At 60.8% G+C, this 12,599-nt stretch carries 10 protein-coding genes; 3 read left to right on the forward strand and 7 right to left on the reverse strand.

The window, feature by feature from the left end:
- Positions 1–105 precede the first annotated feature (105 nt).
- Complete coding sequence (locus NKJ13_RS21140) at positions 106–543, forward strand: toxin-antitoxin system HicB family antitoxin (protein WP_352778109.1); 438 nt, start codon at positions 106–108, stop codon at positions 541–543.
- Positions 540–668 carry a hypothetical protein gene (locus tag NKJ13_RS21145; RefSeq protein WP_352778111.1) on the forward strand — a complete coding sequence of 43 codons (129 nt, stop codon included), beginning with the start codon at positions 540–542 and terminating at the stop codon, positions 666–668. The genes NKJ13_RS21140 and NKJ13_RS21145 overlap by 4 nt, the downstream gene beginning before the upstream one ends.
- Here NKJ13_RS21145 and NKJ13_RS21150 read toward each other — a convergent pair whose 3' ends face one another.
- From NKJ13_RS21150 to NKJ13_RS21180, 7 genes are all read right to left on the reverse strand, one after another.
- On the reverse strand, positions 669–1,433 hold the full coding sequence (locus NKJ13_RS21150) for a DUF5677 domain-containing protein (protein ID WP_352778112.1): 765 nt from the start codon (positions 1,431–1,433) through the stop codon (positions 669–671).
- 47 nt (positions 1,434–1,480) lie between these two features.
- Positions 1,481–1,762 carry an RES family NAD+ phosphorylase gene (locus NKJ13_RS21155; RefSeq protein ID WP_352778115.1) on the reverse strand — a complete coding sequence of 94 codons (282 nt, stop codon included), beginning with the start codon at positions 1,760–1,762 and terminating at the stop codon, positions 1,481–1,483.
- The gene (gene drmB, locus NKJ13_RS21160; protein ID WP_352778116.1) at positions 1,737–3,602 is read right to left on the reverse strand and encodes a DrmB family protein; all 1,866 of its coding nucleotides are present in this window, start codon (positions 3,600–3,602) and stop codon (positions 1,737–1,739) included. Before drmB ends, NKJ13_RS21155 begins: the two co-directional genes overlap by 26 nt.
- Complete coding sequence (drmA, locus tag NKJ13_RS21165) at positions 3,599–7,144, reverse strand: DISARM system helicase DrmA (protein ID WP_352778118.1); 3,546 nt, start codon at positions 7,142–7,144, stop codon at positions 3,599–3,601. Before drmA ends, drmB begins: the two co-directional genes overlap by 4 nt.
- The gene (locus tag NKJ13_RS21170) at positions 7,141–7,656 is read right to left on the reverse strand and encodes a hypothetical protein (protein WP_352778121.1); all 516 of its coding nucleotides are present in this window, start codon (positions 7,654–7,656) and stop codon (positions 7,141–7,143) included. The genes drmA and NKJ13_RS21170 overlap by 4 nt, the downstream gene beginning before the upstream one ends.
- Before the next feature lie 6 nt (positions 7,657–7,662).
- The gene (locus NKJ13_RS21175; RefSeq protein ID WP_352778123.1) at positions 7,663–8,769 is read right to left on the reverse strand and encodes a helix-turn-helix domain-containing protein; all 1,107 of its coding nucleotides are present in this window, start codon (positions 8,767–8,769) and stop codon (positions 7,663–7,665) included.
- Positions 8,770–8,986: 217 nt separating this feature from the next.
- On the reverse strand, positions 8,987–12,298 hold the full coding sequence (locus NKJ13_RS21180) for an Eco57I restriction-modification methylase domain-containing protein (protein ID WP_352778125.1): 3,312 nt from the start codon (positions 12,296–12,298) through the stop codon (positions 8,987–8,989).
- A 45-nt stretch (positions 12,299–12,343) separates the two neighbouring features.
- Between NKJ13_RS21180 and NKJ13_RS21185 the strand changes: the two genes are divergently transcribed.
- Positions 12,344–12,592, forward strand: coding sequence for a hypothetical protein (locus NKJ13_RS21185; protein ID WP_352778127.1), 249 nt, complete (start codon positions 12,344–12,346; stop codon positions 12,590–12,592).
- Positions 12,593–12,599: the final 7 nt, after the last annotated feature.

The raw sequence follows: 12,599 nt of genomic DNA on the forward strand, positions 1-12,599 counted from the left end.
CCTCCCAACCAGCGCTTCCGGGCCGCAATCACTTGACGGCATGTGTTGACAGGTGACGGCAAGTGAAATATAGTGGGCACTTGACGGCAACTGATTGAGTGCAACATGCGCCAGATAAAATGTAAACGTATTATCGACGGGAAGACCTACAACACGGAGACGGCCACTCAGATCGGCGGATGGACGACGGACGAGGAATGGTACACCTACGGCAACTACCTCTATCAGACACGTTTCGGCGTGTTCTTTCGCTACACCTTTATGGACGGGCAAGGTGAGGACGACCACGACACCATCACCCCGCTGACTCCCGACGAGGCCCGAAAGTGGCTCGAAGGGAACATGAGCTGGGACCCCGACATCATCGAGAAGCTATTCGGCGAGATGCCGGAAGCCGGCTCCGGCGAGGTCAAGTTCACGCTGCGCATGCCGGAGAGCCTGCGGACCCGCCTCGCCGAAAAGGCGGACGCCAACAAGCAGTCGCTCAACGCCTGGATCGTGCGCTGCCTGGAAACCTGCGCAGGTGATGGAGACAAGGTATGAGCAAGATCGAGATCGACGCCTCGCGCACCAATGTGCGGATTTCCGCCGACGGGGCGGTCGCCATGGTGATTGGCATCGCGCTGTGTGTCGCCATAGCCTGCGTTGTGTACCTCTGGCTGATCTAACTAGGCTCCATCGGCGCTCGCCTTCGCCTCTGCCTTTTTCAGCTTTTGTATGCCCTGCCGGTAGAGTGAGACGTATCGCTTGTGAAGGGCACGGAATCCGACTGCCGAGGTGATTTCCGGGACAAGAACGAGCAGGATACGCGTTGCGTTCAGAAGCGACAGCGCCATCAGCGATGCAGCATCCTCCAAGTCGTAAGCGTCGAACTTCGGCTCAATTCGCAGCCTGTCGATACCCTTCTTGTCGGGTACCACGTGACGCTGGATAGAGGTCAGGGACACGTGCACTGTATCGGCCGAAAGTTCGCGGTAAGAATGGGTGAGTCGGGGCAGCGCGGAGTCAAGTTCGGAGACCTGTAGCTTGTTCTTCTGATTGGTTAGGCGTTGGATGAAGTCGCTGAGGGTCTTATCTGCTTCCTTCGCCAAGGTGGGGTTCTTGGTGCGGAACCGAATGGCGCGCGATCGACGGCTTGCATCGTCATCGTCCTTGAGTCGGTTGAGATAGGTTGGATCGGTCTCCGCCATCTCGAGGTGCAGGGCGCATTCGATGATGCCCCGGCATGTGCCGCGAAACGCCAGATCCCGCTTCGCATCGACTAGGACCAACGCCGTTGCTAACTCGCTTCGTATCCGAGCATAAAGCGCCAGCACGACGGACTTGCGCTGCGCCTCTTCGGAGAACGCGAGCGAGATCCCGGTTAGCTGAAGACGGTCGGACGCATCGGCAAACTCCGCAAGCCATTTGCGCCAGGCTGGCCGTATGGACATATCAAGCACCCTCCGCGACGCATCGCCAGGAAGGCGAGGTCCATTTGCTAGCGAACGTTGGTTCTGATCCAGTTCGCCCAATCAATCAGCCCGTGATCAGTGACGGCCTCCATCGCTTCGGGTGGGACTCTGTCGCAGAATAAGATCACGTTCATGCATGCCAATCGGGCGCTAGGAACTATCAGGCCGTCGAATTCAAGAAAGTGCGCGGTCTCGGCGATGTCTTGGGAGCGCGGATATGCGATCGTGTTCGCGATTTGACCTCCGTTAGTGTTGTTTAGCGGGAACCCAGGGCTGCAGCCTCTATTTGAAGAATTGCGACAGGTCATCTGACATAGTTGGGACAAGCAAATTGCGATCAAGGAAGAGGTTCCTCATTTCGCAGCTTGTTTCGGCAATGAGCAGGCATCCGTGGCAGGCTGCCCCATGGGTCGCGCGATCGCCGCTTCGGTCGTCGGGTTCATGGTCGGCGCAAACGGGATCGTTCGAACAAATTCGGAGGCGATCCAACGCATTCCTAAGGATGTGGGCAAACCTAGGGGCAGTCGCGACGAGGCCGCCCAGCGTTCCCTGAGCTCCGGCGCTCGCCGTGTAAATAAGGATGCCGCACCGGTCAATCTCGCCGCCGCCTCTCTGGCTCGATAGCGCGTAGACCCGCTCTTTCAGCGAGCTAGCTGGATAGCCGCAATCCAAGGCGATCTCGGCCATGAGAGCATGTGAGATGCTGTGAAGCAGAACATACGGCGTGCCTGGAAAGGCCGGCGCCTTGCCTGCAAATCGCTTCTGCCAATGATTGTAACCCACCAGGAGTTTTTGATTTCGATCAGCAGCCGCCGCGTTCATCAGCCAGCGCTTTATCGCAGTCTCGTCAAAGTGAATGAAGATGCCCTCTCCAAACTGCTCGATTGCAGGCAACCAGTCTGCATGGCGCGAAATTGGCGCACCGTGGACAGTCAACTGAACATCTTCAATGTCGCCGTCGGATCCGGTCGGCGCAGCTTCGAAACGCGTGAATCCGTAGAGACAAGAAACTTCCCGCAGGCGATGCACTGCCACCAGGTTTTTGATACCGGAAAGATCGATCTCGGCGGCCGGATCGGCCCAAATCGAGCGTTGAAGCGTTTGCGCGTAGAGTTTCGCAGTTGGATGGTTGGTGCCTATCTCCGAACGGCCACTTGCAAAAGTGTCAAACTCAGCAAGTTTTGGCGATCGGCCAGCGTCGGACTTTGCGCCCTCGCGAATGCGCTGAAGTCTCTCGAAGATGTCAGCATCAGAGTAAGGACCAAGGGAAGCCGCGACTTTTGGATTGAACCGTTTTGCTTGCCCGACGTCTTGGACAGTTTGGACGCCCGACAGGTCGCCCGACAGCTCTTCAACAAGTTGGCTTAATTCGTCTTCCTCTGACGGAAGCGATATTACGGTATGGACCTGCGGAAAATAAGTGTTCGTTGCCGTTCGAGTAAGAAGTTTGAGATTGTCGCCGCATCCTTCAGGGTCTCTGTCGAGAAGCCACGGCCGCTCGCCACGGCATTTGCCAAGCCGCCCAGGTTGGAAGGTATCCTGAAGCGATAGGCGGCGCCCGCAGCCGCAGACGACACTTGTATCGGCGGGGTCGGCGCTGGTTCCCTTCTCTTCAACCCACATCGGTTCGTGGCAAGAGATAGAACCATGGACCACCCATCGCCAGTCGATGTCTTGAAGATGGCCTTTGTCGCATGCGCAAACAAATCGGATCGGCGTCACATCGCTTTTCCGGCCGTCGTCGAACTGGAAGCGCCGGCGTCCCTTGCTATCCAGGTCTTGCCAACGCACCAGTCGCCTTCGCCTAGTTGTCACCGCTCCTGAAGCGTTCGTCTCAACCTGCTCGCAGATAAACCATGTTGGAAACACCGGTGCCGCAACGCCGTTGGGAATTCCGTCTCGCGTGTTTGCTGAAGTCGGCGGAGTGCGCAACGACAGGTTGGCAGTGGGATCAAGACGCCCTTGTTCCTTCAATATTTTCTCGAGACGCATCGTCAACCGCGGCTCGGGAAGCGTGGTGAAAGAATTGCTCTTCATGTCCCACTGCTCCAGCCCACCGACCACGACGGATCGGGTCGGCAAGTCGATCATTGCGCCAGGGCCAAAGGTCGATACCAGCTGGCTTAAACGCTGAGCGTTCCTTGTCATGGCAGATCATCCGCGTTCGCGATGGTGTTTCCGTGAGGGTCTTTGACCTTCAGGGCGACGTTGGATTCCACGTCGCGCATTGAACGGCCTGCAACAAACCGGCGATGAGGCGCCGCCAGGTTTTCGATCTCTGGCTCAAGCGGCATATGAAGAAGCCGATGTGGGCTTTTCTTTTTGGCGTAGGCAAAGGCATTTCCTCCGGCAGCTTGGTCGTCCGCGGTTTCGACCCAGGCGCCCAGTATGTCGTCAATCAACTTGGCGAGCGCTGCTCGCCCCCCTGCGATCATCTTTTCGGGCGCTCGACTAACGATCGTGTCGCGCACAAGGCTCCGGATCCCGACATTGTTCTTCAGTTCATTGACTGCTCCTTCCGGCGTCAGAGTTGCGTCGATGTGCCGTGCTGCGGCAACCACGACAGCTGCCAAGGCGCGATCAAGCGCCCGCGCCGCCCAAGGTGTCACGCTCGTTGCTTCGACAGCCCGGTAGAAAGTGCGGTGGAATTGTCCGAACTGTTCGAAGTGCATGCGGTCGCGTGGCTTGTGCAGGTTCAGCACCGCAAGCACGATTCCCGGTCGGGCATGGTCGCGACCAACCCGACTAGTCGCCTGGATGTACTCAGCAGCGGTCTTTGGCTGGCCTTGGACCACCATAAGCCCAAGGCGCGTGATATCGAGGCCAACCGAAATCATATTGGTTGCAAGCGCGACATCAACCGTTTCGGCGTCCCGGCCGAATACGGCCTCGAGGCGCTGCTTCGCCTTCGCGACCTCGTCGGTTGAAACGCGCGAGGTGAGCTCCATCGGTTCCTTGATGCGGCGATCGGCGAATGGGCTGTCAGACGGATCAACCCTGCGGCGTTGGGTACCGTAGCGAGCCGCGCGGTCACGGACTTCGTCCTCGACAATCCGGCGAGCGCCTCCCAGTTCGCGCAACGCGTTGAAATAGCAAAGCGCTGTCATGAATGGATCGGCGGGATTTCTGTCCTTCGTATCAGCAGGAACGTTGGCGTCGTAAGCCGCCTGAGCAGCGGCAACGAGCGTCGTCAACGATCGTAGGAAGACCAGTTTGGGCCCCCGCCCTTGGGCAGCGATGCCGATATAGAGCCTGGCCGCATTTGTGGTAGAAGGAACCGTTCGCGCAAAGAAGCTGTCGACACGATCGACTCCGGGTGGCGGAAAGATGCTCGTATTGCTGCGATCAAAGAATGCCAATATCTGATCGGCGGCTCGCCTGACCGTGGCGGTTGACGCTACGATCTTGGGGCGAACGCGCATTTCACCGGAACCTCGCGAAGCGAGTTGATCGATAGCCGCCTCGTAGAGCCCGGCCACCGTTCCAAGCGGCCCTGCGATGAGATGCAACTCATCTTGAATAATGAGATCGGGAGGATCGAGGGACCAGCCGTTTCCCAGCGGCCGCCCAAGGCCCGGTTCGGCGGCGCCGTAAAAGCCGACGCCATCCTCGAACCGATCAACATGGCCAAAGAATGCGCCGGTCTCGCCGACCCAAGGCAACGCCGCGAACTTGTCGACCGTGGCAATCAGAAACGCCGGCAAGCGGCGGTAAATGGGCTCATCGACTGTCAGCACCGGCAGCGGTCGGTTCCGGCTGAAATCGCAGCTTGTATTGACGCAGCGGATTTCCAAGTTGGTTGGCGCAAGCATGTTCGGTGTGCAGGAAAAGGACGACGGCTTGAATTCGGTCCCGCACCACGGGCAAGCCTTGAGCGGTGCGGGTGCACGTTTGTCGCGCCCGCTTTGGTAGCGCCGCACGCGGCCGACTGCGGTTGTTTCGTCGGTGTTGCCTCTTCCACCTAGCTTGTTCGGGGACGCATCGGACCCGACCCACAAGCCAATCTCGATCGGCCAGTCGCCGAGCAGACGGCGGCCTTGTTCATCGACATTCTTGCCGTCGGTGCGCATCAGTTCGAGCGCGCAAACGACGCCGGCCGCGCGTGCGAGCTGGTCCAGGGTGAGAAGCCGCAAGGTGTAGCGCATGATGACGGCCACACCGGCGCCGAGCACGCCATTCCCGCCCAGCCGCCTATGCGCGATCACCAGCGCGGCGAGGCCAAGATAGGCCTCGGTCTTGCCACCACCGGTGGGGAAGAACAGGAGGTCAGCGGTCTCGCGGTCAACATGGCGGCGATCAACCAGGCCCGCCAGATTGAGCAACACAAAGGCGAGCTGAAACGGCCGCCATTGCGGCTCGTCGAGCGCCTGTGGATCGCCCGTCGCGCCAGCGACACGGCGGCGGGCCGCTATCGCGACTGCGAGATTCATGAAGCGGAATGCCGTGCGCGCCTTGGCGTCGGTGGCAAGAAGCTCGATCCCAGTCGTGATCCGGGCCAACGCTTTTTCTCCTTCGGCAATCAGGCGCTCGGCGGTTTGGCGTCTCCGTGTTGGCAACCCGCTGAGCTTGTTTCGCTCGGTTGTGATCCAGGCGCCATAGAGAACCGGCAGATCGGCAAGGGCCGCTTTGAGGCTCGCGCCGTCGCCCTCTGCCAATAGTGCCAGGGCTTCCATGCCGAACAGAACTTGCGCTTTCAAATCCGCGTCTTCGTTAGGCGCAACGCGCTCGACTTCGGCGGATGGCAGCGGATCGGTCCAGACCCGCTTCACGCCATGGCCGTTGCCCTCGATCGCATCCCAGCCGGCAGCCGCATTGCGGCCCACGGCCCATTCGCTGAGATCGCGATAATGGAGATCGGCGATCCGCAAATCCCAATCCTGGGCGCGATAGCCGGAAAGATCACGCCTTGGGCGGAATCCGGTCTCGCACACCAGTTCGAGACACGCCTGGAAGGCGTAGCTGACGTCGGAATAGAATCGATGAACCGTCGCCCGCCGGTTGACGAGGAAAACAGTCAGCGCTCGCACGCGCTCGGTCTGGCCATCGGGGGTTGTGTAGTTGAACAGCCGCGAATGCGTTTCCAGCACGAGACCGCCACCGCGCCTCTGTTCTGCGGCACTTTCCGGCACGACAATCGGGGTGCCACGGCCTTCCTTCACCGGCACGACAACGACGCGTTCCTTCGGGCTGCGGACCCAATCGACCATTGGCCGCTCGATGCGCTTCTTCTTGCCGTCTTCGCCGATTTCCTCGGGCGGCGGCTCGGGAAGCAGGATTTCCTCCGGTAACCTCGGTTCGGTTCGATAGTCACCCCAAGATACGCGCGCTTGGATCTCGGTGACATCGGGATCGAGGAGCACGGTCAGGCCAACCGATGAGGGCAGGAACCGCCGCCTGGCGACAGGAGCCTCGGGTTCCTCGTTGTCGGCGGCAGCGCCATTCGCGCCATCGGCATCGGGCTCCTCGACATCGATTTCCATCTCTTCCTGGGCGGAGGGATCGACCTCCTCGTCGTCGCCACCAAGGCTGAGCGGGTCTTCGGCCGGCGCTAGGAATCCAGCGAGATACCAGCGTGCAGGGCTCTCGTTGAGGCGCTCATTGGCAAGATCAGTATCCCGCGGGCCGGGACCGATCAGGTCTCGGCGGAATACATCGACGATTTGGGCGCGCACTTCCTCAGACGTTTTCATGAGCGCCCAAATCCTTCCAAGATGAAGAGTTCGCCAAGCACCTTGTCGAGCCACTTAGCTGTGTAGTTGGAACGCAGAGCCTCTTTCGGGCGATGGCCCGCATCGGCGAGCAAGGTCTCCAACGCAATCAGCTGGTTCTTGAGGCCGAGCCGCACGCCAAATCGCACGCTGGCTTTGTCGGGGCCGCACAGCACCCAGGCGTCGCGGCGCGTCAGCGCATGCGCCCACAGGGATCGCTCGCCCACGTCGAGGGCAATGTCGGGCGCGCGCACTGCGACGACAGCGCGTTGAGCGTCCACCACTGGATGGATCGCCTTGAGCGACGCCCGAAGCAAGGCCTCATCGATCTGCATTTCAGGGCTTCGTCGCTGGAAACCGGTCTGCGTCTCGATGATACAATCCTCAACAGTCTCCACGGCATAGCCTCCACTGAGGGCGCGCCACGATCCGACCCGGAAACATTCCAGGATGGCGTTTGTGTCGACCAGGACGGGGCCGCGATGCCGCGCCATGTCCCCTCACAGGTCGAGCGGGGATGAAACCCCGTGTGTTGCGAAGAGATCGCCGAGATCGTCCACTGAAAGATCGACCAGCGCTGCCGCCCGCCGCGCGGACACCCGGCCTTGGTCGATGGCGAGAGCGATCACCTCCAGGAACGGTCTCGAAAATAAGGGCGGCGAAACCGCAGGCGCGGCGTCGCGGCCATTGTTGCGCAGGGCGGCGTCTGGTACGGCGCGCGCCGCTGCGGGTTTAAGCCTTTCGAGCGCTACCAGTCGCCATTTCAGCGCAGAGGCGGTGACAGCGAGCGCCTCCGCTGCAGCATTCAACCGGGTCGGAAGCTCGCCCTCGGGGATTGCCGACCAGTCGCCGAAGCGGTCGAGCACGGAGACGGGCATCAGAAGGGCCGAGGCGAAATTATTGGCGAGCTGCTCGACGCGGTTGCCGCCGGTCTCGCGCGCCTCCTCGGAATGCTCGGGCGGCATCGCGTCCCAGGTCAGGATGTGGAACAGCTCATGGGCGAGGTCAAAGTTGCGGCGTCCCACGACTTCGTGGCGGTTGATTAGCACCACATCGAGTTCCGGCAGGCGGCAGGCCGCGCCGGAAATGCCGTCGAAAGCATCGACCATCAGCACGAGGATGCCGAGTTTGCGTTCCATCACCTCGGCGAGCCGCGTAGCGGGCACATCGCCGAGTTCGAATTCGGCGACGAAGCGCTCGCCAGCCTCCATGGCGTCCTCAAAGCGCGAATATTTGTGCATACCCAACGCCCTTCGCAGCAGGGGCGCGGCGTGACCGACCTGCGGAGCGATGACGCGGAAGGCAGCTATCCAGCGTCCGGCGCTACGCTCATAGGCGTTGAGCCGCTGCGGCCCGACATTAGTTTGTCGCCAAGAGAAGCGTCCTTCGCCGACCAGTAGGAAAGGATCGGTGAAATAGTCCAACGACGCGCCCAGCCTCTCGACAGCGATGACCAATTCCTCGGCGGTGACACGGCGCTCGCCGGTTTCGATGGCCGAAACGGTCTGGCGGTCCTTGAAGCCGAACAGCCGCGCGAGATCTTCCTGGCTGAGGTTTCGCTCCTCGCGCAGCGCTTTGATCCGCGGTCCAATGAAATTGGTAGACATGGCAACCCCCGGAGGCCGATATAATCTTGCATATTTACAATTGCAAGAATTTCTTGCGTCTCGGTTAAACGTAGGTTCCTTCGCGCCCCTCCTGATAGTCCCCCACGACCCAGGTGAAGCTCTGGATGTCGATCCGGTCCCGCGGTCGCATCTCTGACAGTTCCTGTGTCGTGAGCATCGATCCTCGCAATGTGTTCGCGCTTGTCACCGGTCAGACTCAAGCCGCTTCCCCCTCATCCTCAAGGTCCTCGTCCTCATCCGTCGCTATCAGCCCGGCGGCGCGTTCTTCTGCGGCGCGGGTGGCGTTGAGGGCGAGGAGCCGGGCGAGGACTTCGTCCTTAAAGTCGGCCGGCCAGTCGAGGCGGGTCTTGGGCGCCTTTCCTTCGTCCGCGTCCTGCTCGACAAATTCGGGCACGGCGCGGTCGGCCAAATCGTCCCAGCCATAGGCGCGCAGGACGGCGTCATCCATCTCGGCATGGAGCGCGCGGAGCCGGGCGATGTCGGCGGCGTTTTCGCCGCGCGCATGGAAGCGGTTGTAGGTTTTGGTCAGGCCTTCGTTGCGGCCGATCATCAATTGCGAGCGAAAGGCATAATAGACCTCTCCCGCGGCTTCGAGAGTGGGGCTGGTCTCGAAGTTTACCGGAAATGGGAAAGTCCGGAAGCAATCCGAAGGCGCATAGCGCAGCCTGTCCTCAAGCGTGGATGAAAAAAACCGTGCCCAGAGTTCGTGAGGGCGAGATTGGAGAGTGCCGAAAGGCGCAAAGCCTGAATAACCCATCACATATAGTTGATCAGTGTAAACAATTCCTGTGGGAATCATTGCCACGCAAAGGTGTGGCGATACCCGTGTGATTACCGTCACACGGGCTAAACTCTCAATCATCCTGTATAGTCTTGGCTGCTGTTCTCCATACTGCCACCACTTTGAGCGTCGCGTCTCACGATTGTCTGTTTCTCGGTTTGGTTTAACTTGAGTCTCGACAATAGCCATCAGATCAGGCCAACCAACCCGAGCATCATGCTCGCCAATGTTCCCGAAGTTGATGACAAATCGAGTGTGATTGTGGCGTGGGTCATTGTTTACCTCTTCTCCGCCGACATACGGGAAGATCCTCTCTGAGTTTCTGGCAGAACTCTCCAAAAGTCTCCTCATGTCCGCTAACGAGGAGGCCAAACCTTTCATCGCTCCAAGATCATCAAATGTGAAACCCAAACCGTAGACGGCAGATCCGACGAATCCCTTGTCATCATTCACGGCTAAGCGTGACGGAGACTCATCCAGATCGCCCTCGACCAGATAGGCCGAGATGCGGTGCACAGGCCGTGTGTCGAGAACAGGCGATGCCGCTTCTCCCTTTACGATGTGGACGACAGAGACAACCACAGCCGCTTCACCCGGCCATTTCAGCCGACGTGTGGCGCGCAGAATCGCGCCACCATCGGCGATGATTTTCGTCAGACCTGAAGCGCGTGTATCACCTTGGCCAATGGTATTAGTGGCGATGAGACCGAAAACGCCTCTTTGCCGCAGCAAGCCAAACGCCCTGCGGAAGAAATGAGCAACGAGATCGGCGTTGCCATGCGCGCCTTCATGCAGGGTCTGGAGCCACGGCAGATAGTTTTTGGCGCTACCGCCGATGATGGTGTTCTTGCCCGCAAATGGCGGGTTGCCGACAATCGCATCAAACCCGCCATTGTCGCGCGAAAAGACCTCTGGGAACTCTATCTGCCAATGGAAGGGCATGATGCCGTGTTTGCTCTGTCTGAGCGAGTCGGCAGCGGTGTCGATCTCATCCCAGCGCGGCTGCACGTGACCGGTGATATACCGCGCGACTTCGGCGCGCCGCTTTTCCCGCGCCTTGGGCTTGTCGGCGGAAAAGAACGCGCTGACCACCGCGTCGCCCATGGTACGCACCGGGTCCATTCGCCTTTCGACTGTATGATAGCGCGACTCTTGCTCGGCACGCCGCACATCGTCCGGTGCTTCGCGGATGCCCGCTCGCAGCCGCATCGCCTCATCCACCGTCTCGTTGACCAGCGATCTGAACAGCGGCAGGCCTTCTTCTTCCTCATCCCAATTTGCGGCGCGAATCTGCGCGCTCGTCAAACCGACAAGACTGTCGCCGCATTTCAGCGCGTGATCGAGGAAGGTGAATTCATGGTCCCGCGCCAGCGTCGCCAGCCACAGTGACAGCCGCGCCAGATCGACCGCGCGCGGATTCTTGTCGACACCATAGAGGCAGCGTTGCGCCACGAGGCGGCGAGCATGCAATTCCTCATCCTCGTCCGCCGGGATCTTCGGCCGCTTGTCTGGCCAGCGCGCCCAGGCCGTGACCAAGCGCTCGCCGATTGCGCGGCATGCCTCGACCAGAAACGCACCCGAGCCCATGGCTGGGTCGCACACCTTCAGCTCCAACACTTGCTCCGGCGTCGCATCCAGGCCGAGCCGCGCGAAGGCCGGCTCCAGCGCATGCTTGACGATTGGCGCGGTGAGAGAACGCGGCGTGTAATGGCTGCCGGTGCGCCGCCGCTCGCCGGTCGGCTGCAGGATCGGCGTACCGGAGGCGGCAATGCGCTTCTTGGGCGAGCCGCGCTCATCGACCATGCCATCGAGCGCCGCTACGAGGTCTTCGACGCCTTTCGCGTCCTCGACCGGCTTGGCCTGAGCCGCTGTCAGCGCGCGGCCGGCATCTTCCTTAAGCGTCTTGATCCGGTCCTTGCTCTTCTTGGCGAGCAAGCTATCGAGCGCGACGAAGACCGGCGTCCGGTTGTTCTTGCCCGCCTTGATGGCGAGCACGCGCGTTGTCGCAGCCTCGACCGTGAAGCCCATTACGGTCTCATATACCGAGCCGATCTGCTCGACATCGAGCGCGCGGTAAGACAGGCGCTCGCGATTTTGGCCGCGGAGCTTCAAGGTCATCAGCCCCTCGAGGATGCGTAGTAGGCAACCATCGGAAACGTTGAGGATGCGGGACGGATCATCTTCTGCCGTGCGGCCCTCGAGGAAGGGGAATTCGTTGGGATCGAACAGCTTGCCGCCGCGCGCCTGCACGAAGCCAGTGCGGTGACCCTTGTGGATCATGCGAAACAGCGCCAGCAAGCCGCCCCAGCCGCCGCGGCGCTCGTCCATTGTGTCGGGATTGAGTGTCGCATCCTCGGTAAGCTTCGCGTAAAGGCCGCGAACGGAATAGCTCGTCTCGTAGATCTCCCGAGCCCTGGCGTCTGACCGCGACGGCAGCAGGTCTCGATCCTCGGCATAAAGCACGAAGACCAGCCGCATGAGAACCGTGAGCAGTCCCTCATAGAGATGATCCGGTCGGTTGGTGCTCAATTCGCGCACAAACGCGGGTTCGGCAGCATCAAGGCCACGCAGGAGTTCATGGAGCGCGCCGAGCACCTGCTCGGCGAGTGCGGTCGACACAAAGGCTTGCGCATCGCGGCTGCGCTTCAAGAGTGCCGGCAAGCGCCGGTCGTCGGAATCCGAAAACAGCCGGAAGCGATCGAGCAGCAACTTCAATCCGCCGAGCATTGGACGGCCTGAGACCAGTGCCATCGGCCGGATCGGGAAACTCTGATGGCCGGAGGTTTCGCCGCGCGGCGCATAGATCAGGCGGAACTCAGGATAGGTACGAACCTCACCGTCCTTGCGCTCCTCGCGCTCGGAAATCAGCAGCCCGGCAAAGACGCCGGTGTCGCGGAGCAAGCGCTCGAACCGTTGGTGCGGGGTCGCCTCCCAGCCATCGAGCGCCTTGCGGGCGTCGGGATCGACGCCGCGCGCCTCGACGCGCACGAGCAGCTGCCAGCGGCGGTCGCCGTCGCCTAATTCCGCA

It is taken from the genome of Mesorhizobium sp. M0174, assembly GCF_040322275.1.
Taxonomy (GTDB): Bacteria; Pseudomonadota; Alphaproteobacteria; order Rhizobiales; family Rhizobiaceae; genus Mesorhizobium.